This is a genomic window from Pseudomonas sp. GW821-FHT09D08, from assembly GCF_059416305.1.
On the sequence record NZ_JBWKOX010000006.1, the window covers coordinates 200,397 to 221,944 of the forward strand.

The 21,548-nt window shown below is 61.6% G+C and carries 18 protein-coding genes; 14 read left to right on the plus strand and 4 right to left on the minus strand.

Annotation, left to right across the window (positions count from 1 at the left end; genetic code table 11):
- Positions 1-145: 145 nt before the first annotated feature.
- Entirely contained in the window at positions 146-2,605 is a 2,460-nt protein-coding gene (locus tag AC07OP_RS13875; RefSeq protein ID WP_495101411.1) for a penicillin-binding protein 1A, read from the plus strand.
- 211 nt (positions 2,606-2,816) lie between these two features.
- Here the strand turns inward: AC07OP_RS13875 and AC07OP_RS13880 are convergent, their stop codons facing one another.
- From AC07OP_RS13880 to rpmE, 3 genes are all read right to left on the minus strand, one after another.
- Positions 2,817-4,085, minus strand: coding sequence for a malic enzyme-like NAD(P)-binding protein (locus AC07OP_RS13880; RefSeq protein ID WP_027605010.1), 1,269 nt, complete (start codon positions 4,083-4,085; stop codon positions 2,817-2,819).
- A 181-nt stretch (positions 4,086-4,266) separates the two neighbouring features.
- Entirely contained in the window at positions 4,267-5,073 is an 807-nt protein-coding gene (locus AC07OP_RS13885; RefSeq protein WP_495101377.1) for a thermonuclease family protein, read from the minus strand.
- Between the two features lie 14 nt (positions 5,074-5,087).
- Positions 5,088-5,321 (minus strand): 50S ribosomal protein L31, encoded by a 234-nt coding sequence (rpmE, locus tag AC07OP_RS13890; protein ID WP_005784030.1) that lies wholly within the window; start codon positions 5,319-5,321, stop codon positions 5,088-5,090.
- 230 nt (positions 5,322-5,551) lie between these two features.
- Between rpmE and AC07OP_RS13895 the strand changes: the two genes are divergently transcribed.
- From AC07OP_RS13895 to AC07OP_RS13940, 10 genes are all read left to right on the plus strand, one after another.
- Positions 5,552-7,771 (plus strand): primosomal protein N', encoded by a 2,220-nt coding sequence (locus AC07OP_RS13895; RefSeq protein ID WP_495101378.1) that lies wholly within the window; start codon positions 5,552-5,554, stop codon positions 7,769-7,771.
- A 110-nt stretch (positions 7,772-7,881) separates the two neighbouring features.
- Positions 7,882-9,618 carry an arginine--tRNA ligase gene (gene argS / locus AC07OP_RS13900; RefSeq protein ID WP_027605013.1) on the plus strand — a complete coding sequence of 579 codons (1,737 nt, stop codon included), beginning with the start codon at positions 7,882-7,884 and terminating at the stop codon, positions 9,616-9,618.
- A gap of 1 nt (position 9,619) precedes the next feature.
- Positions 9,620-10,321, plus strand: coding sequence for an SPOR domain-containing protein (locus AC07OP_RS13905; RefSeq protein ID WP_027605014.1), 702 nt, complete (start codon positions 9,620-9,622; stop codon positions 10,319-10,321).
- Positions 10,322-10,579: 258 nt separating this feature from the next.
- Positions 10,580-11,110 carry an ATP-dependent protease subunit HslV gene (hslV, locus tag AC07OP_RS13910; RefSeq protein ID WP_010563201.1) on the plus strand — a complete coding sequence of 177 codons (531 nt, stop codon included), beginning with the start codon at positions 10,580-10,582 and terminating at the stop codon, positions 11,108-11,110.
- Positions 11,111-11,147: 37 nt separating this feature from the next.
- Positions 11,148-12,485 carry an ATP-dependent protease ATPase subunit HslU gene (hslU, locus tag AC07OP_RS13915; protein WP_065940783.1) on the plus strand — a complete coding sequence of 446 codons (1,338 nt, stop codon included), beginning with the start codon at positions 11,148-11,150 and terminating at the stop codon, positions 12,483-12,485.
- Positions 12,486-12,634: 149 nt separating this feature from the next.
- Positions 12,635-13,012, plus strand: coding sequence for a gamma-butyrobetaine hydroxylase family protein (locus AC07OP_RS13920; protein ID WP_027605016.1), 378 nt, complete (start codon positions 12,635-12,637; stop codon positions 13,010-13,012).
- A 249-nt stretch (positions 13,013-13,261) separates the two neighbouring features.
- A complete protein-coding gene (gene phaC, locus AC07OP_RS13925; protein WP_115486474.1) occupies positions 13,262-14,941 on the plus strand; it encodes a class II poly(R)-hydroxyalkanoic acid synthase in 1,680 nt (559 codons plus the stop codon).
- A gap of 135 nt (positions 14,942-15,076) precedes the next feature.
- Positions 15,077-15,922, plus strand: a complete 846-nt coding sequence (gene phaZ / locus AC07OP_RS13930; RefSeq protein ID WP_027605018.1) for a poly(3-hydroxyalkanoate) depolymerase — start codon at positions 15,077-15,079, stop codon at positions 15,920-15,922.
- A gap of 88 nt (positions 15,923-16,010) precedes the next feature.
- Entirely contained in the window at positions 16,011-17,693 is a 1,683-nt protein-coding gene (gene phaC, locus AC07OP_RS13935; protein WP_027605019.1) for a class II poly(R)-hydroxyalkanoic acid synthase, read from the plus strand.
- Positions 17,694-17,720: 27 nt separating this feature from the next.
- Complete coding sequence (locus AC07OP_RS13940) at positions 17,721-18,341, plus strand: TetR/AcrR family transcriptional regulator (protein ID WP_065940780.1); 621 nt, start codon at positions 17,721-17,723, stop codon at positions 18,339-18,341.
- Here the strand turns inward: AC07OP_RS13940 and AC07OP_RS13945 are convergent, their stop codons facing one another.
- Positions 18,342-19,004, minus strand: a complete 663-nt coding sequence (locus tag AC07OP_RS13945; protein ID WP_115486529.1) for a response regulator — start codon at positions 19,002-19,004, stop codon at positions 18,342-18,344.
- Positions 19,005-19,358: 354 nt separating this feature from the next.
- On the opposite strand from AC07OP_RS13945, the gene AC07OP_RS13950 reads away from it, so the two are divergent.
- Genes AC07OP_RS13950 through AC07OP_RS13960 form a run of 3 tightly spaced genes read left to right on the plus strand, consistent with a single transcriptional unit; the run spans position 19,359 to position 21,514 of the window.
- Complete coding sequence (locus tag AC07OP_RS13950; RefSeq protein ID WP_115486475.1) at positions 19,359-19,937, plus strand: fimbrial protein; 579 nt, start codon at positions 19,359-19,361, stop codon at positions 19,935-19,937.
- A gap of 22 nt (positions 19,938-19,959) precedes the next feature.
- The gene (locus AC07OP_RS13955) at positions 19,960-20,745 is read left to right on the plus strand and encodes a fimbrial biogenesis chaperone (protein WP_495101379.1); all 786 of its coding nucleotides are present in this window, start codon (positions 19,960-19,962) and stop codon (positions 20,743-20,745) included.
- Between the two features lies 1 nt (position 20,746).
- On the plus strand, positions 20,747-21,514 hold the full coding sequence (locus AC07OP_RS13960) for a fimbrial biogenesis chaperone (protein WP_495101380.1): 768 nt from the start codon (positions 20,747-20,749) through the stop codon (positions 21,512-21,514).
- Positions 21,515-21,548: the final 34 nt, after the last annotated feature.

Consider the following 21,548-nt stretch of genomic DNA (forward strand, 5'->3'; position numbering starts at 1 on the left):
GGCGCGAATGACGCCCCAAGGCGAAAAATGCTTTAATGCCCAGCGTTTTTCCCCGCTTTTTATCCGCAGCTCGGGTCGATCCATCGTTTGCCATGCATGCCCCGACGCGTAACCCATTCTTTTCTCTGGAAATCCAAAAGCCTTGATCCGTCTGCTGAAGTTTTTCGGGTACTCCATTGTCGCGATCGTCTGCGGGCTGCTGCTCGTACTCAGCGGGGCCTACCTCTACCTTAGTCCGGGTTTACCCTCCGTAGAGGCCCTCAGAAGTATCCAGTTGCAGATTCCTTTGCGGGTCTACAGCAGCGATGAAAAGCTGATCGCGGAGTTCGGCGAAATGCGCCGCACACCGATCCGTTTTGCCGACATTCCACCTAATTTCATCAGCGCATTGCTGTCGGCCGAAGATGATAATTTTGCCAACCACTATGGCGTCGACCCCAGCAGCCTGGTGCGTGCGGCCACGCAACTGGTAAAAAGCGGACACATTCAATCCGGCGGCAGCACCATCACCATGCAGGTGGCGAAAAACTTCTTCCTCACCAGCGAGCGCAGTTTTTCCCGCAAAGCCACTGAAATCCTGCTGGCATTGCAGATCGAACGTCAGCTGACCAAGGACGAGATCCTCGAGCTGTACGTCAACAAGATCTACCTGGGCAACCGTGCCTACGGAATCGAGGCGGCCTCCCAGGTCTACTACGGCAAGTCTATTCGTGACGCCAGCCTGGCGCAGATGGCGATGATTGCCGGCCTGCCCAAGGCCCCTTCGCGCTTCAACCCCCTGGCCAACCCGGCGCGCAGCAAGGAGCGCCGCGACTGGATCCTGGGGCGCATGTACAAGCTGGGCAAGATCGACCAGGCCGCCTATGAGAGTGCGGTGGCCGAGCCATTGAACGCCAGCTACCACGTGCCGACGCCGGAAGTGAATGCCCCGTATATCGCTGAAATGGCGCGCGCCGAGATGGTCGGCCGTTACGGCAGCGAGGCCTACACCGAAGGCTTCCGCGTGACCACGACGGTTCCGAGCGACTTGCAGGAGATCGCCAATGACTCCGTGCATTCCGGCCTGATCACCTACGACCAGCGCCACGGCTACCGAGGCCCTGAGTCGCGCCTGCCAGGTAAGACCCTGAGCGCCTGGACGGCCGAGCTGGGCAAACAGCGTGCCATCAGCGGCCTGGAGCCGGCCATCGTCACCCAGGTGAAGAAAGATGGCGTGCAGGTACTGACCCGCACCGGCGAAGCCCACGTGGCCTGGGACAGCATGAAATGGGCGCGCCCGTTCCTGAACACCAACAGCATGGGCCCGATGCCGAAGCAACCGTCGGATGTCGCGCAAGTGGGCGACCTGATCCGCGTGCAACGCCAGAAGGACGACAGCCTGAAATTCAGCCAGGTGCCGCTGGCCCAGGGCGCACTGGTATCGCTGGACCCGCAGAACGGTGCAATCCGCGCCCTGGTGGGTGGCTTCGCGTTCGAGCAGAGCAACTACAACCGGGCCACCCAGGCCAAGCGCCAGCCGGGCTCGAGCTTCAAGCCGTTCATCTACAGCGCCGCCCTGGATAACGGCTACACCGCCGCCAGCCTGGTCAACGATGCACCCATCGTGTTCGTCGACGAGTACCTGGACAAAGTCTGGCGCCCGAAGAACGACACCAACACTTTCCTTGGCCCTATCCGTATCCGTGAGGCGCTGTACAAGTCACGCAACCTGGTGTCGATCCGCCTGCTGCAGGCGATGGGTGTCGGCAAGACCATCGACTACATCACGCGCTTTGGCTTCAACAAATCGGACCTGCCGCCGAACCTGTCCCTGGCCTTGGGTACCGCGACCCTCACGCCGATGGAAATCGCCACCGGCTGGAGCACCTTTGCCAACGGCGGCTACAAGATCGCGCCGTACCTGATCGACAAGATCGAAAGCCGCAACGGCGACACCCTGTTCACCGCCAACCCGCCACGCGTGCCGGGTGATGTGGTCAACGGCATCGCTGCGACGGATGGCCTGGCGGCGCCAGGCAATGGCGGTATCACCGTCGAGCCGACCCCAGGAACCGCGCCAGCCACCAATCCCGCTGCAACCGAACCGCAGGCACCCGCCGTGGCCGAGCGCATTGTGGATGGCCGTACCACCTATATCCTCAACAGCATCCTGGAAGACGTAATCAAGAAAGGCACCGGCCGTCGCGCCCTGGCCTTGGGGCGCGCGGACATCGCGGGCAAGACCGGTACCACCAACGAATCCAAGGATGCCTGGTTCTCGGGCTATAACGCCGACTACGTGACCACCGTGTGGACCGGCTATGACCAGCCGGAAAGCCTTGGCCGCCGCGAGTTCGGCGGTACCGTAGCGCTACCGATCTGGATGAGCTACATGGGCGCGGCCTTGAAGGACAAGCCGCTGCACACCCAACCGGAGCCGGAAGGCATCCTCAGCCTGCGGATCGACCCGGTCAGTGGCCGTGCGGCCTCGCCGAGCACGCCGAATGCGTACTTCGAACTGTTCAAGAGCGAAGACACGCCGCCGTCGGTCAATGAGCTGGGCAACGGCGTCGTACCGGGCAGCCCGTTGCCGGCGGATGAGGCGGCGCCGATCGATCTGTTCTAACCTGGACCTTAAGCCTACGCAGAACCCAATGTGGGAGGGGGCTTGCCCCCGATAGCACTGGACCAGCCAACTCATCGAGTGACTGACACACCGCCATCGGGGGCAAGCCCCCTCCCACATTTGATCTCCACAGGACACAAGTTAATCGCCACCCCAACAAAAAGCCCCGACTCGCGAGAGCCGGGGCTTTTTGTTGGTGCGCTACAACGGCTTAGCCGTTGAACACATCATCCACGCTTTGCAGCGGGTAGTTTTTTGGATACGGCAGGGTGGCCACACCGGTCTCGATCGCGGCCTTGGCCACGGCATCGGAGATCAGGGTGATCAGGCGCTTATCCATTGGTTTCGGGATGATGTACTCACGACCGAATTCCAGCTTGGCGCCACCGTAGGCGTCGCACACGTCCTGAGGCACGGGCAGCTTGGCCAGTTCACGCAGGGCGTTGGCGGCAGCCACTTTCATCTCTTCGTTGATGCGCTTGGCGCGAACGTCCAGGGCACCACGGAAGATGAACGGGAAGCCCAAAACGTTGTTGACCTGGTTCGGGTAGTCCGAACGACCGGTGGCCATGATCACGTCGTCGCGGGTGGCGTGGGCCAGTTCCGGGGCGATTTCCGGATCAGGGTTGGAGCAGGCGAACACGATCGGGTTGGCCGCCATGGACTTCAGGCCTTCAGCGCTCAGCAGGTTCGGGCCGGACAGGCCGACGAACACGTCGGCACCGTTCAGGGCGTCAGCCAGGGTACGCTTGGAGGACGGGTGGGCAAACATCGCCTTGTACTGGTTCAGGTCGGTACGCTCGGACTGGATTACGCCCTTGCTGTCGACCATATAGATGTTTTCCAGCTTGGCGCCCATGCTGACGATCAGCTTCATGCAGGAGATGGCCGCAGCGCCGGCGCCCAGGCAGACGATCTTGGCGTCAGCCAGGGTCTTGCCGGCGATTTCCAGGGCATTGATCATGCCGGCCGCGGTGACGATCGCGGTGCCGTGCTGGTCATCGTGGAATACCGGAATGTCGCACTGCTCGATCAGGGCCTTTTCGATCTCGAAGCACTCAGGTGCCTTGATGTCTTCCAGGTTGATGCCACCGAAGGTGATGGAAATGCGCTTGACCGTGTCGATGAAAGCCTGCGGGCTCTCGGAGTCGACTTCGATATCGAAAACGTCGATGCCGGCGAAGCGCTTGAACAGCACGCCCTTACCTTCCATGACTGGCTTGGAGGCCAGTGGGCCGAGGTTACCCAGGCCGAGAATCGCGGTGCCATCGGAAATCACTGCAACCAGGTTGCCTTTGCCGGTGTACTTGTACGCCAGTTCGGGGTCGCGGGCGATTTCACGTACGGGCTCGGCCACGCCAGGGCTGTAGGCCAGCGACAGGTCGCGGGCGGTGGCGGTGGCTTTGGTGAGCTCTACACTCAGCTTTCCTGGACGAGGATGGGCATGATATTCGAGAGCGGCAGTTTTCAAATCAGACATATCGGCATTCCGCTTTTACTGTTGGTCGACGGACCGCCGAGGATACTCGTGTCGTAAAGTCCCTACAAGACTGGGCAGTCACAGGTGTCAAGGGCCCTGCACTAAGACTTTCGGCCAAGAGCCACGGGATACAAGGGCTCAACTGTTCACAATCGACTTAAAAAATGTCTACAATTTTTTCTCAGTGCGTCGATTTGAGCATACTTGGATCGGTCAACGGCAGAAGCCAGCGCGCCTGACCTTTTTTCAGCCCGCCGCGTCGCGAGCGATCCTGTACCCAGCCCCGCGCCTCAACAGTGCGGCCTTGCAGACCATTAAGCCCGGCAGCATCGAACTGACTGACCAGAGCAGGCGAGACGCGTAATACCAGTGATCCCTGCATTTCAATCCAGATACCGCCGCGATTGCGCTTTACCTGGCTGACCCGGCCACTGACCACGGCAAACCCGGAGCGTTTGAGCTGCGCCACAGACTGTACCGGCGATTGGCGCCACAGGCCCAGGCGCGCGTTACGGGCGCTGTTTTCAGCCGCCTGCTGACAGGTGACGAGATCGACATTCGGCGCCACGCCGACCTGGAATCCCAGGCCCTCGGCCAACAGTTGCGCCTCCAGGTTCTCGCCGTCGGCACCATAGAGGTGGGCCAGGGTGCGCCCGTAATGATCCTTACGCTCACGCCCCGGCACCAGGCCGACACGACCACCGCTGGCATCCACCAACGCCTGCAGGCGCTGGCGCGCGGCAACCGCGAAAGGCTCGTCGGCGCGCCCCTTCTTGCCGGTTTCCGGAGCATTGATACCGATCATCCGCACACTGCGGCCATCCTTGAGGCGCACCGTGTCGCCATCCACTACCCGCTGCACTTCCATGCGGGCCAGGGCCGTCGGCGCGGGGCAGAATACCTCGGCCTGCACGGCCGTCACCCAAATCGCAGGCACAAAAAAGGCGCCCGCAAGGGACGCCTTTTTCAACAGCTGGCAAAAGCCCATAAGGCTTTTGAGCCTTACTCTGCTGGAGTAGCAGCAGGCTTCTTGCCGAAAGCACCAAAGCGATCTGCGAAGCGCTGTACACGGCCGCCGGTGTCCAGAGTTTTCTGCTTACCGGTGTAGAACGGGTGGCACTCGTTGCATACGTCAGTACCCAGTGGCTTGCACAGGTTCGAGCGAGTTTCGAACTTGTTGCCGCAGCTGCAGGTTACTTCGATGGTTTCGTACGCTGGATGGATATCGGCTTTCATGGTGACTTCCTCGGGCTAGCGTGCCGCCACTCAACACTATTGTCGAATACCGCACGTAATTAGGCCGCGGATTCTACCAGACCTTTTTAAACACGCAAGCGGCGACACCCATCGCGTGTCAACATAAAAGCACCTTTCATCAGAAAACTGGCGGCTACCCCAAGCCTCCCCCGGTCTGCTAGGCTCCCGCCCCTGCGCCACCGCCTGCCTTTATAGATGAGACCTCTCGCGTGCCCGACGCCATTTTGCGCCTAGCCCTGCCCTCGCCCCTGCGCCGCCTGTTCGACTACCGGGCCCCGGCCGGTGTGCTGCGCACGCAGTTGCAGCCGGGCATGCGCGTGCGCGTGCCGTTTGGCCGCCGAGAGATGATCGGCATCCTGGTGGAAGTCGCCGACCACAGCGAAGTGCCGGCCGAGAAGCTCAAGCCGGCCATCGCCCTGCTCGATGCCACGCCGCCGTTGCCTCCCGCCCTGTTCAAGCTGTGCCTGTGGACCGCCCAGTATTACCAGCACAGCCTCGGTGACACGCTGAGCTGGGCACTGCCGGTGCTGTTGCGCCAGGGTGAACTGGCCGAAACGCGCCAGGAACGCTTCTGGTCGACGGTGCCCGGCGCACACCTCGACGACCCGCGCATCGCCCGCGCCCCGCGCCAGCGTGAAGCCCTGGCGACCCTGGCCCAGCATCCCCATGGCGTCGCCCATCAGTTGTTGAGCAAGCTGATGCTGAGCAAGGACAGCCTCGACCTGTTGCTGGCCAAGGGCCTGGTGCAGGTGGAAATCCGCAGGCATGCCCCCGACCCGCGCCACGAACACTGGCTGGCCCAGCCCGAACTGCCGCTGAACCCTGAACAACGTGCCGCCTATGAAGCGATTCGCGCAGGTTTCGACAGCTTCCATGCGTTCCTGCTGGCGGGCGTCACCGGCAGCGGCAAGACCGAAGTCTATTTGCAGTTGATCCGCGAAACCCTGCAGGCCGGCAAACAGGCACTGGTGCTGATCCCCGAGATCAACCTGGGCCCGCAGACTCTGGCGCGCTTCGAACAGCGTTTCAATGCGCGCATCGCCCTGGTGCACTCGGCGGTCAATGACCGTGAGCGCCTGGAGTCGTGGCTGGCGGCGCGGGATGGCGAAGCCGACATTATTATCGGCACCCGCTCGGCGCTGTTCACGCCGATGAAAAACCCCGGGCTGATCATCATCGACGAGGAACACGACGGCTCCTATAAACAGCAGGAAGGCCTGCGCTACCACGCCCGCGACCTGGCGCTGGTGCGCGCGCGCCAGGAAGACATCCCGATTGTGTTGGGCTCGGCCACACCGTCCCTGGAAAGCCTGCACAATGCCTACACCGGTCGTTACGGGCTGCTGCGCCTGAACGAGCGCGCCGGCGGCGCCAAGCAACCCCGTTTCCTGCGCCTGGACGTAAAAAGCCGGCCGCTGGACAGCGGCATTTCCGGGCCGATGCAACAAGCCATCGGCCAGACCCTGGCGGCCGGCCAGCAGGTCTTGGTGTTTCTCAACCGCCGGGGCTTTGCGCCGACGCTGCTGTGCCATGACTGCGGCTGGATGTCCGAGTGCGAGCGTTGCGATGCGCGCATGACCGTGCATCAGCGCCATGGCGAACTGCGTTGCCACCATTGCGGCCATGTGGAGCGTGTACCGCGCCATTGCCCACAGTGCGGCAAGGTCGATCTGCGTCCGGTGGGCGCAGGCACCGAGCGCGCCGAGGAGCGCCTGGGGATTCTGTTCCCGGACTACCCGGTTTTGCGGGTCGACCGCGACAGCACATCGCGCAAGGACGCGATGAACCAGCTGTTCGCCACCATCCAGAAGGGCCAGCCGTGCATCCTCGTGGGTACGCAAATGCTCGCCAAAGGGCACCACTTCCCCCGGGTGACCCTGGTGTCGATCCTGGATGCCGACGGCGGGCTGTTTTCCGGCGACTTCCGCGCCAGCGAGCGCATGGCGCAGCTGATCGTGCAGGTCGCCGGGCGTGCCGGGCGCGCCGAGGAGCCGGGCAAGGTGATTATCCAGACCCACCTGGCCGACCATCCGTTGCTGATTCAACTGACCGAACAAGGCTACTTTGCCTTCGCCGAACAGGCGCTGAGCGAACGCCGCTCCGCCGGCCTGCCGCCCTTTGCGCACCTTGCGCTGTTGCGTGCCGAAGCCCATAAACCGGGGCAGGCCGAGGGTTTTCTGGACGAAGCCTGCAGCGCCGCCGAACGCTTGCTCGGCGAGCTGGGGCTGAGCGGCATCGAATTGCTCGGCCCGGTACCCGCGCCCATGGAGCGTCGTGCCGGGCGTTATCGTGCCCAGCTACTCTTGCAGGCCACGTCCCGCGCACCGTTGCATCGCCTATTAAGTAGCTGGTTACTTGCGCTGGAGCAAATGCCCAGTGGCCGCCAGGTGCGATGGTCGTTGGATGTAGACCCGGTAGATTTGTATTAAGCCTGGCCACAGGTCCTGCGAAGGTTGGCAAGCCCGCCCTCGCCACGGATAATGCCCAGTTTTTCCACCTGCGCATCGCGCGCCGCCGCTTGCGGTCGAAAGAGAACACCATGAAAGACACCATTCGCCAGCTGATCCAACAAGCCCTCACCCAACTCGTCAACGAAGGTGTGTTGCCTGAAGGCCTGACGCCGGCGATCCAGGTGGAAAACACCCGCGACAAGACCCACGGCGACTTCGCCAGCAACATCGCGATGATGCTGTCCAAGCCGGCCGGCATGAAGCCGCGCGACCTGGCGGAAAAAATCATCGCCGCGCTGCCTGCCGACGAGAGCGTTACCAAGGCCGAAATCGCCGGCCCGGGCTTTATCAACTTCTTCCAGAACACCCAGGCCCTGGCTTCACGCCTGGATGCGGCCCTGGCCGATGCCAGGATCGGCGTACGCAAGGCCGGCCCGGCTCAGCGCGTGGCCATCGACCTGTCGGCGCCCAACCTGGCCAAGGAGATGCATGTCGGTCACCTGCGCTCGACCATCATCGGCGACGGCGTGGCCCGGGTCCTGGAGTTTCTCGGCGACACCGTGATCCGCCAGAACCACGTAGGCGACTGGGGCACCCAGTTCGGCATGCTGATGGCCTACCTGCAGGAAAACCCGATCACCAGCAACGAGCTGTCGGACCTGGAGAACTTCTACCGCGCCGCCAAGAAGCGTTTCGACGAATCCGAAGAGTTCGCCGATCGCGCCCGCGGCCTGGTGGTCAAGCTGCAAGCCGGCGACAAGGAATGCCTGGAACTGTGGGGCCGCTTCCGCGAGATCTCGCTGTCCCACTGCCAGGAAATCTACGAGTTGCTCAACGTCAAGCTGACCATGGCCGACGTGATGGGCGAAAGCGCCTACAACGACGACCTGATCAACGTGGTCAACGACCTCAAGGCCAAGGGCCTGCTGGTCGAGAGCAACGGCGCGCAGTGCGTGTTCCTCGAAGAATTCAAGACCGCCGACGGCGAGCCGCTGCCGGTGATCATCGTCAAGGCCGATGGCGGCTACCTCTATGCCACCACCGACCTCGCGGCCGTGCGCTACCGCAGCGGCGTGCTCAAGGCCGACCGTGCGCTGTATTTCGTCGACCAGCGCCAGGCCCTGCACTTCCAGCAGGTGTTCGAAGTGGCACGTCGCGCCGGCTTCGTCACCCACCCGATGCACATGGAGCACATGGGCTTCGGCACCATGAACGGCGCCGATGGCCGCCCGTTCAAGACCCGCGACGGCGGCACCGTCAAGCTGATCGACCTGCTCAACGAAGCCCAGGACCGCGCCTACAACCTGGTGAAGGAAAAGAACCCGGAGCTGGCCGAGGCCGACCTGCGCAACATCGCCCGCGTGGTGGGGATTGGCGCGGTGAAATACGCCGACCTGTCCAAGCACCGCACCAGCGACTACAGCTTCAACTTCGAACTGATGCTCAACTTCGAGGGCAACACCGCGCCGTACCTGCTGTACGCCTACACCCGCGTGGCCGGTGTGTTCCGCAAGCTGGGCAAGGACTTCAGCGAAGTCGAAGGCCGCATCGTGCTGGATGCGCCCCATGAACAGGAGCTGGCCGCCAAGCTGGCGCAATTCGGCGAAGTGCTGAACAGCGTCGGCGAGAAAGGCACACCGCATATCCTGTGCACCTACCTGTACGAAGTCGCCGGGTTGTTCTCCAGCTTCTACGAGAACTGCCCGATCCTCACCGCCGACGACGAAGCCCAGAAGCAAAGTCGCCTGCGCCTCGCCGCACTGGCTGGACGGACCCTCAAGCAAGGCCTGGAACTGTTGGGCCTGGAAACTCTGGAGCGTATGTAAGTTGGCTGCCAAGAAAAAACCTGCACCCAAGCGCGGCGCCAGCCGCTACCAGGCCCCGGCGAAGAAGCCGATCCCAGGCTGGTTGTGGATGGCCATCGGCCTCACGGTCGGCGCGTTTATCGTGTTCCTGATGAAGCTGGACCCAGGCCAGGGCGATGACGTCAAACGGGTCAAGCAGGAACAGCAGAAGGCCACGAAAATGGCTGAAGCCAACAAGACTGCACCGAGCCCGACAGCACCGGTAAAGCCGAAGTACGACTTCTATACGCTGCTGCCGGAATCGGAAGTGATCGTGCCACCCGACGCCGTGCCGGAAAAAACCCTGCCGACGCCGCAAGTGCCGACCACGCCAGTCACCCCTGCGGAAGCGGCGAAAATCGATACGGCGCGGGCCCAGGCAGCACTGGCCGGTATTACTCCGCCGCCAGCACCACCGGTTGCCGAAACCAAGGCCGCACCTGTGACCAAGTTCTTCCTGCAGGCGGGCTCGTTCCCGAAGCAGGCGGATGCGGATCGCGTGCGTGCGCAGATCATTCTGCTGGGCCAGACGGTGACGGTGGAGTCCGGCACGGTGAAGGACGCGACCTGGTATCGCGTGCTGGTGGGGCCGTTCAGCAACCGCGAACAGCTGACCGTGGCGCAGAAGCAATTGGCCGGCGCCGGGTTTAGCAACTTGTTGTTACAACAGCGCCAGAGCCGCTGATTCGGGCTCAACTTCGATAAAAATGTGGGCGGGGGCTTGCCCCCGATAGCGGCAGTTCAGTCAATATTTTCGGTGACTGATACACCGCCATCGGGGGCAAGCCCCCTCCCACATTTGGTTTTGCAGCGCTCTGAAATGGGTGTCAGACCGATAAACACCACTCGTCCGCCATAAACCCCCATGGTTGAAATCCCCCCCGCCACCCCCATATGAGTTTCCATCAGGGCATTTTCGCCCCGCTGCGTGGAGACTCTCCCCTTGACCACCATCGTTTCAGTACGTCGCCACGGCAAAGTCGTCATGGGCGGCGACGGCCAGGTTTCCCTGGGCAATACCGTGATGAAAGGCAATGCGAAAAAAGTGCGTCGCCTGTATCACGGCCAGGTCCTCGCCGGTTTTGCCGGTGCAACCGCCGACGCCTTCACCCTCTTCGAGCGTTTCGAAGGCCAGCTGGAAAAACACCAGGGCCACCTCGTACGTGCCGCTGTCGAACTCGCCAAAGAATGGCGCACCGACCGTTCCCTCAGCCGCCTGGAAGCCATGCTGGCCGTCGCCAACAAAGATGCGTCCCTGATCATCACCGGTAACGGCGATGTGGTTGAACCTGAACATGGCCTGATCGCCATGGGCTCCGGCGGCGGGTATGCACAAGCCGCAGCCAGCGCACTGTTGAAGAAAACCGACCTGTCGGCCCGCGAAATCGTCGAGACCGCCCTGGGCATCGCCGGCGATATCTGCGTGTTCACCAACCACAACTTCACCATTGAGGAGCAGGACCTCGCCGAGTAAGCCGTAGGCTTATTCCCGCTTGAGGCCGCCAAACACTATGTCCATGACTCCCCGCGAAATCGTCCATGAACTCAATCGCCATATCATCGGCCAGGACGATGCCAAGCGCGCGGTTGCCATCGCGCTGCGTAACCGCTGGCGCCGGATGCAACTGCCCGAAGAATTACGCGTTGAAGTAACACCCAAGAACATCCTGATGATCGGCCCGACCGGCGTCGGTAAAACCGAGATCGCGCGACGCCTGGCCAAACTGGCCAACGCACCGTTCATCAAGGTCGAAGCGACCAAGTTCACCGAAGTCGGCTATGTGGGCCGCGATGTCGAGTCGATCATTCGTGATCTGGCCGACGCTGCCCTGAAACTGCTGCGCGAACAGGAAATGACCAAGGTCAGCCACCGTGCCGAAGACGCCGCCGAAGAACGCATCCTTGACGCCCTGCTGCCACCGGCGCGCATGGGCTTCAATGAAGACGCCGCACCGGCCTCGGATTCCAACACCCGCCAGCTGTTCCGCAAGCGCCTGCGTGAAGGCCAGTTGGACGACAAGGAAATCGAGATCGAAGTCGCTGAAGTCTCTGGCGTCGACATCTCCGCACCGCCTGGCATGGAAGAAATGACCAGCCAGCTGCAGAACCTGTTCGCCAACATGGGCAAGGGCAAGAAGAAAAGCCGCAAGCTCAAGGTGAAGGAAGCACTGAAACTGGTGCGCGACGAGGAAGCCGGGCGCCTGGTGAACGAGGAAGAACTCAAGGCCAAGGCCCTGGAAGCGGTTGAGCAGCACGGCATCGTGTTTATCGACGAGATCGACAAGGTGGCCAAGCGCGGCAACGCCGGCGGCGTCGATGTATCGCGCGAAGGTGTGCAGCGCGACCTGCTGCCGCTGATCGAAGGCTGCACCGTCAATACCAAGCTGGGCATGGTCAAGACCGACCACATCCTGTTTATCGCTTCGGGTGCGTTCCACCTGAGCAAGCCAAGCGACCTGGTGCCCGAGCTGCAAGGCCGCCTGCCGATTCGCGTAGAGCTCAAGGCGCTGACCCCCGGCGACTTCGAGCGCATCCTCAGCGAACCCCATGCGTCGCTCACCGAGCAATACCGTGAGCTGCTGAAAACCGAAGGGCTGGGCATCGAGTTCCTACCGGACGGTATCAAGCGCCTGGCGGAGATTGCCTGGCAGGTCAACGAGAAGACCGAGAACATCGGTGCGCGCCGCCTGCACACCTTGCTTGAGCGCCTGCTTGAGGAAGTGTCCTTCAGCGCCGGCGACATGGCCGGGGCGCAGAATGGCGTAGCGATCAAGATCGACGCCGACTACGTCAACAGCCACTTGGGCGAATTGGCGCAGAACGAGGACTTGTCGCGGTATATTCTGTAAGCCTCACACAGAACTGCTTTGCTTCAAATGTGGGAGGGGGCTTGCCCCCGATAGCGGTGGATCAGTCAGCTTATCTATAGCTGACCCACTGCAATCGGGGGCAAGCCCCCTCCCACATTTTTAAGCCGGTTTATTCAAGAGCACCTCATATGGCCAAGTTTCCTACCGCTGTAAACCTGCACAAAACCTCCAACACCCTCGGCCTCACCTATGGGCCCGACGAGGTCTACCAGTTGCCCGCCGAACTGCTGCGGGTGCATTCGCCTTCCGCCGAGGTCCAGGGCCACGGCAAGCCTATCCTGCAATTCGGCAAGCTCAACGTGCGGTTGACCAAGATCGAACCGGCCGGCCAGTACGCACTGAAATTGACCTTCGACGACGGGCATGACAGCGGACTGTTCACCTGGGACTACCTCTACCAATTGGCCGTGCGTCAGGACGCGTTGTGGGCCGATTATCTCGCCGAGCTCAAGGCAGCCGGCAAAACCCGCGATCCGAGCGAGTCGGTCGTGCGGCTGATGCTCTAGTCCAGGCTTCTTGCTCTTTAGAGGGCATTTTCTAATTTCATCTGCTTGAATGCCCTGTCGCGTGGCCAACGATTGGCCCGCTTGCGAAAAAAATTAAACTCGGGTAACCAATGGAACTGGCAAGTTCCCTGCATTTGACGATGCGGTATCAACGGTCACCCGAGTCGCAGTACCTGGCTTGTGTTGTGTATCGAAACCTGGTGCGCAGCGGTACCCGGTACTCGTCTTTCGGACAATGGAGCGTCGTAGATGAGTAACAAGAACAACGATGACTTGAAACGCCAGGCCTCGGAAAACACCCTGGGACTCAACCCGATCATCGCGTTACGTAAAAAGGATTTACTGGCCTCGGCCAAGATGGTGCTGACCCAAGCCATCAAGCAACCGTTGCACAGCGTCAAGCACGTCGCCCACTTTGGCGTTGAATTGAAGAACGTGATGTTCGGCAAATCGCAGCTGCAGCCCGAAAGCGATGACCGTCGCTTTCACGACCCAGCCTGGAGCCAGAACCCGCTCTACAAACGCTACCTGCAAACCTACCTGGCGTGGCGCAAGGAACTGCACGACTGGATCGGCGACAGTAACCTGTCGGAACAGGACATCAGCCGCGGCCACTTCGTGATCAACCTGATGACCGAAGCCATGGCCCCTACCAACAGCGCGGCCAACCCGGCGGCGGTCAAACGCTTCTTTGAAACCGGCGGCAAGAGCCTGCTCGACGGCCTGTCGCACCTGGCCAAGGACATGGTGCACAACGGCGGCATGCCGAGCCAGGTCAACATGGGCGCGTTTGAAGTGGGCAAGACCCTGGGCATCACCGAAGGGGCGGTGGTATTTCGCAACGACGTTCTGGAGCTGATCCAGTACAAGCCGATCACCGAACAGGTGCACGAACGCCCGTTGCTGGTGGTACCGCCGCAGATCAACAAATTCTATGTATTCGACCTGAGCCCGGAGAAGAGCCTGGCGCGCTTCTGCCTGCGCAACGGGCAGCAGACCTTTATCGTCAGTTGGCGCAACCCGACCAAGGCCCAGCGCGAGTGGGGCCTGTCGACCTATATCGAGGCGCTCAAGGAAGCGGTCGACGTGGTCACCGCGATCACCGGCAGCAAAGACGTGAATATGCTCGGCGCCTGCTCCGGCGGTATCACCTGCACCGCCCTGCTGGGCCACTACGCGGCGCTGGGGGAGAAGAAGGTCAACGCCCTGACCCTGCTGGTGAGCGTGCTGGACACCACCCTGGACACCCAGGTCGCGCTGTTCGTGGATGAGCAGACCCTGGAAGCGGCCAAGCGCCACTCCTACCAGGCCGGTGTACTGGAAGGCCGCGACATGGCCAAGGTGTTCGCCTGGATGCGCCCCAACGACCTGATCTGGAACTACTGGGTCAACAACTACCTGCTGGGCAATGAGCCGCCGGTGTTCGACATCCTGTTCTGGAACAACGACACCACGCGCTTGCCGGCGGCCTTCCACGGCGACCTGATCGAACTGTTCAAAAACAACCCACTCGTGCGCGCCAATGCCCTGGAAGTGTGCGGCACGCCCATCGACCTCAAGCAGGTCACGGCCGATATCTATTCACTGGCCGGCACCAACGACCACATCACGCCCTGGCAGTCGTGCTACAAGTCGGCACAGCTGTTTGGCGGCAAGGTGGAATTCGTACTCTCCAGCAGCGGGCATATCCAGAGCATCCTCAACCCGCCCGGCAACCCCAAGGCGCGCTACCAGACCAGCGACAGCCTGGCGGGCAAGCCACTGGAGTGGCAGGAGAATGCGACCAAGCATACTGACTCGTGGTGGTTGCATTGGCAGGCGTGGCAAGCGGAACGGGCGGGCAAGCTGAAGAAGGCACCGACGGTATTAGGCAACAAGACGTACGCCGCAGCCGAAGCGGCGCCGGGTACCTATGTGCATGAACGCTAGTCCTGTAGGAGCGAGCTTGCTCGCGAAAGGCTCAAGATCAACACGGGACATCAGCTATCCCGCGTTATCGTTGACGACCTTCGCGAGCAAGCTCGCTCCTACAAGGGATTGAAGTACCTATCGAAGGGTTCCCCCATGCCGCAACCGTTCATCTTCCGTACCATCGACTTGGATGGCCAGACCATCCGCACGGCGGTACGCCCGGGCAAGCCCCACTTGACGCCGCTGCTGATCTTCAATGGCATCGGCGCCAACCTTGAGCTGGTGTTTCCGTTCGTCCAGGCCCTGGACCCGGACCTGGAAGTGATCGCCTTCGATGTGCCGGGCGTGGGTGGCTCCTCGACGCCCAACCGGCCTTATCGTTTTCCCGGCCTGGCCAAGCTCACCGCACGCATGCTGGACTACCTGGACTATGGCCAGGTGAATGCGGTGGGCGTGTCCTGGGGTGGCGCCTTGGCGCAGCAGTTTGCCTACGACTACCCGGAGCGCTGCAAGAAGCTGATCCTGGCCGCGACCGCGGCCGGTGCCTTTATGGTGCCAGGCAAGCCGAAGGTGCTGTGGCTGATGGCCAGCCCCCGGCGCTACATCCAACCGTCCCACGTGGTGCGCATCGCACCGATGATTTATGGCGGTTCGTTCCGCCGCGATTCGAAACTGGCGGCCGAGCACGCGAGCAAAGTGCGCTCGGCCGGCAAGCTGGGCTACTACTGGCAGCTGTTCGCGGGGCTGGGCTGGACCAGCATCCACTGGCTGCACAAGATCCGCCAGCCGACCTTGGTGCTGGCCGGGGACGACGACCCGCTGATCCCGCTGGTCAACATGCGCATGCTGGCCTGGCGCATTCCCAACGCACAGTTGCACATCATCGATGACGGCCACCTGTTCCTGATCACCCGGGCTGAAGCCGTGGCGCCGATCATCATGAAGTTTCTCGAGGAGGAGCGCATGCGGGCCGTGATTCACCCGCGACCAGCGGTGTAAGGACCACACCGCCGCGCAACTTGCCGAGAACCGACTATGGTTCTGAATTGGCGTGCCTGTTGATGGCTTGACGAAGGAGTGTTGGCTCATGCGAGAAAGACCCGTGACGAACCCGGCGCCCACCCCTGCCGCGTTCATCAACGCACAAAACGCGATCACCGGCCTGCGCGGTCGGGATTTGCTGTCGACCTTGCGCAGCGTTGCCGCCCACGGCTGGCGCAACCCGGTGCATACCGCCCGCCACGCCCTGGCCCTGGGCGGTCAGCTGGGTCGTGTGCTGCTGGGTGAGACCGTGCACGAGCCCAACCCACGGGACAGCCGCTTCAGCGACCCGACCTGGACGCTCAACCCGTTCTACCGACGCAGCCTGCAAGCCTATTTGAGCTGGCAGAAGCAGACCCGCCAGTGGATCGATGACAGCTCACTGAGTGACGACGACCGCGCCCGCGCGCACTTTGCCTTCGCCTTGATCAACGACGCCGTGTCGCCCTCCAACACCCTGCTCAACCCGCTGGCCGTCAAGGAGCTGCTCAACTCCGGCGGCAACAGTGTGGTGCGCGGCGTGAGCAACCTGTTCGACGACCTGCTGCACAACAACGGCCTGCCGCGCCAAGTGAGCAAACAGGCCTTTGAAGTCGGCAAGACCGTGGCCACCACCCCAGGCTCGGTGGTATTTCGCAATGAGCTGCTTGAGTTGATCCAATACAAGCCCATGAGCGAAAAACAGTACGCCAGGCCGCTGCTGATCGTGCCGCCGCAAATCAACAAGTACTACATCTTCGACTTGAGCCCGGCCAACAGCTTCGTGCAGTACGCCCTCAAGAACGGCCTGCAGACCTTCATGGTCAGTTGGCGCAACCCGGACGTGCGCCACCGCGAATGGGGCCTGTCCACCTATGTGGCGGCGCTGGAGGAAGCACTCAACGTCTGCCGGGCCATCACCGGTGCCCGCGAGGTCAACCTGATGGGCGCCTGCGCCGGTGGCCTGACCATCGCCGCCCTGCAAGGCCACTTGCAAGCCAAGCGCCAGCTGCGTCGTATCTCCAGCGCCAGCTACCTGGTGAGCCTGCTGGACAGCCAGATCGACAGCCCCGCCATGCTGTTTGCCGATGAGCAAACCCTGGAAGCCGCCAAGCGTCGTTCCTACCAGCAGGGTGTGCTGGACGGCCGCGACATGGCCAAGGTGTTCGCCTGGATGCGTCCCAACGACCTGATCTGGAACTACTGGATCAATAACTACCTGCTGGGCAAGGAACCGCCGGCCTTCGACATTTTGTACTGGAACAACGACAACACGCGCCTGCCCGCCGCACTGCATGGCGACCTGCTCGATTTCTTCAAGCACAACCCGCTGAGCCATCCCGGCGGCCTGGAAGTGTGCGGCACGCCCATCGACCTGCAGAAGGTCACGGTGGACAGCTTCAGCGTGGCCGGGATCAACGACCACATCACGCCGTGGGACGCGGTGTATCGCTCCACGCAATTGCTGGGTGGCGAGCGGCGCTTCGTGCTGTCCAACAGCGGGCATATCCAGAGCATCCTCAACCCACCGGGCAACCCCAAGGCCAACTACGTCGAAAATCCCAAGCTGAGCAGCGACCCGCGTGCCTGGTACTACGACGCCAACCACGTCGAGGGCAGTTGGTGGCCGCAGTGGCTGGCGTGGATCCAGCAGCGCTCGGGCGTACAGCGCGAAACCCTCACCGCCCTGGGCAACCAGAACTACCCACCGATGGAAGCGGCGCCCGGCACCTACGTGCGAGTGCGCTGAGCTCAACGATCAGATTAAGAAGACTGGATGAAGACCCGCGACCGTATCCTTGAATGTGCCCTGCAGTTGTTCAACCAGAAGGGCGAGCCGAACGTGTCGACCATGGAGGTGGCCAATGAAATGGGGATCAGCCCCGGCAACCTCTACTACCACTTCCATGGCAAGGAACCGCTGGTGCTGGGGTTGTTCGAGCGCTTCCAGGGCGAATTGGCGCCGCTGCTCGACCCGCCGGCGGACGCGCAACTGCAGGCCCAGGATTACTGGCTGTTCCTGCACCTGATCATCGAACGCATGGCCCAATACCGGTTTTTGTTCCAGGACCTGTCGAACCTGGCGGGGCGCCTGCCGAAACTGGCCAAGGGCATTCGCAACTTGCTGACCGCACTCAAGCGCACCCTCGCGTCCTTGCTGGCGCGCCTGAAGGCGGACGGGCAACTGGTCAGTGACACCCAGGCGCTGGGCCAGTTGGTGGAACAGATCACCATGACCCTGCTGTTCTCCCTGGACTACCAACGCATTCTTGACCGTGAGGGCGAGGTGCGGGTGGTGGTGTATCAGGTCATGATGCTGGTGGCGCCACACCTGCTGTTGCCGGCGCGACAGGCGACGGAACGATTGGCGCTACGTTATCTGGACGATCAGGGCTGACTACCCGAGTTTTCCGAACTGGTGAGTAAACTTGAACAGTTCACTGTCGTTCCTGATTCCCAGTTTTCGATAGGCGGATTGTTTTTGCGTACTGATCGTACTTGCACTTCGAGAAAACTTAGCCGCAATGGAATTCACGGACATGCCGTCCAGAAAACACCGCAATACTTCCTGCTCTTTTGGCGTCAGGCATTCGTTAAACTGCAATGGCTTCGAAAAGTCTCTGTCCGATTTAATCTTTCCCTCCTTCAATACGGATTGCACACCCTGCAGCGCAGGCACCATGCAAAGCTGCAGGTAAATCCGTCCCTGGGCGACCGTTCGGATTGCCGTGATCAACTCCGTCAGGTTTTGGGTTTTCCCCATGATCCCCCTGCAACCCGCCTTCAACGACAAAGAAACAGTGGCGGGCGTGTAGTGCGAACACACAATCAAGAGCCTGCAGGTGCTGAAACGCCGGTGCAGCGCCTCGATCAGGCTGAGGCCATCGCTGTCCGATGGCGCGAGGATAAAGTCCATCACCACGACATCGGCCGGCCGCCGCGTAAGAGCCTCCAGCAGTTCCTTGCCGGTTCCGAAGGAACCGATCACCGCAAGGTCGGCCTCCTTGCTCAACCCCAACTCGATGCCCTGCCGAACCATCTCGTGATCATCCAGCAGCATGACGGTATGCGTAGTGGACATTGAAGTAGCCATAATTACACCCATACAAGTGAATACAGCACCACACCCATAATCGCTCTGGTTAAATACACGGTATACCCAGTTACAGGCGAGGATCAATACGACAATTCAATAAGAAAAAACCCTTCAGGTATAACTTACAGATATTTCCCAGTACTACAGAAAACACCTACAAAAGTTAAATTAACTTATCGAACGATCACGAGATAAGTCTCGCTGATTCTCTATGGATACCACTCGGCAAACGCGACAAATTAGGGCACCCCGCCATTCGAAAGATCAGCGATCTTCATCGGCGACGGGCAAGACCTATGAATGACGACTGGAAATATCATGAACGTTAACCCCCTCTCCACGATTACGGCCGCGCTGGCCTTGACCGTCGCCGCTTCACAACCGGCGCACGCAGCAGATGGCATCATCAAGTTCAGTGGTCTTGTGACAGACCTGACGTGCACGGTCGAAGGTGCAGCCCCCGGCACTGGCGCAGTCGTCAAGGACGTCAACCTGGGAGGCGTCTCGGCGGCACGCCTGGCAAGCGCGGGCAGTCGTGCCAACCCGACGGGCTTCACCATCCGTATCGGCGCGCCGGGTGAAGGCAGCTGCAGCAACGGGCGTACCGCCATGGTCGCGTTCGATCCAACCAGCCCGGCCATTGATGTGGCGACCGGGCGCTTGAACATCGACGGCTACGATGACCCGTCCGACACCAGCGCCGCCAAGAACGTACAGGTGGAAGTGACTCAACGCGATGGCACGCCGATCAACGTCTACACCGAGAAATCGGCCGGCGCGGTGATCGTCGACAACCAGGCCGTTATCCCATTGGCGGCGCAGATGTACGCCAGCGGCCCCGCGACCGAAGGCAAGGTCAACACCCGTGTGGGCTTCTTGATCGAGTACGCCGAGTAAGGCAACCCAGGGGCCTGACACGATGAAAAGAATCGCCTGCCTGATGCTGGTTGCCACCGCGGCCTGCTCGTGGCTCTGGCTGTTGCCGCTTCCTGCCCGCGCAGGCGTGATCATCCATGGCACCCGCGTGATCTACCCCATGCAGCAGCAGGAAGTCGTGGTGCGCCTGGAGAACAAGGGGCCGCTTCCGGCGCTGGTGCAAACCTGGCTGGACACGGGCGACCGGCATTCGACACCGGCAACGGCCCACACACCGTTCATTCTCTCGCCACCGATCTTCCGCATTGAGCCGCGCCAGCAACAGGCTTTGCGCCTGCGCTATGGCGCAGGCGCCTTGCCGGCCGACCGTGAAAGCCTGTTTTGGTTGAACGTGCTGGAAGTACCACCGCTTGCCGCTGACGCTGCACACAACAACCAGATCGAATTGTCGTTCCGCACCCGTTTGCGTGTGTTTGTGCGCCCGCCGGCATTGCCCTACCCCGTCGACAGCGCCCCGGAAAAACTGCAGTGGAAGCTGGTGGCCCATGAGCAGGGTTTCGCCCTGCAAGCCATCAACCCCACGCCGTACCATATTTCCATCGCCTCGATCGAGTTGCTGAACGACGGTAAACGTTTCAGTAAAGCCGCCAACAAAGACGCCAACGACAGTCTGCTGATGCCGGACGGTGACGTGAAACTGTTTGTGCTGCCCCTGCTGCGCCATCACCCCGTCGATGCAGCCACGGTCGAATTCACCACCGTCAGCGACTTTGGTGCCCGAGTCCGTCACTCGGCCCGCCTTACCCTTCAACCGCAGGATGATCGATGACATGAAGGCCGCTACCCGCTCACACCTGCCGACCCGGTGCATGGCGTTGGTGCTTGCGCTGTTGAGCACCCTGCCCGTGCAGGCGAGTGTGGTCATCAACAGCACCCGAATTGTCTACCCGCAGGACGACAAGGAAGTGACGATCAGGCTGCACAGCAAGAACCAGGCACCGGTGCTGATCCAGGCGTGGCTGGACAGCGGCGATGAGCAATCAACACCGGATCTGGCGACAGCGCCCTTCGTCCTCACGCCACCGATCTTCCGCATGGAGCCAGGCAAGCAACAGGTGGTACGTATGGCCTACACCGGCGAAACCTTGCCCACGACACAGGAAAGCCTGTTCTGGTTCAACGTGCTGGAGGTGCCCTCACGCTCCCAGGGCGGCCAGCAGGGCGATCAGGTGCAGTTCGCCTTCCGCTCGCGCATCAAGGTGTTTTTGCGCCCATCGAACCTGCCTTACCAGGTCGAGGAAGCACCCGGGAAGCTGCAGTGGCGCTCTGTCCCGGGCGAACATGGCCAGGCGCTGGAAGTCTTCAATCCGACGCCTTACCACGTGACGTTCGAGCGCATCGAAGTGCAAGTGGCAGGGCAGCACCATGTCCGCGAACCGGCGGCGTCGGGTACGGAGAATATGGTGACGCCCGGTGGGCACGCCCGCTTTGAGTGGCCTCGCCTGCAAACCCCGATGGGCAGCGCTGCAATCGTCGAATTCCAGACGCTCGACGATTTCGGGGTCAAGACCCACCACAGCAGCGAGGTCTCTCCATGACGGCCGTTCTTCTGTAGCAATCCCACTTCGCCTT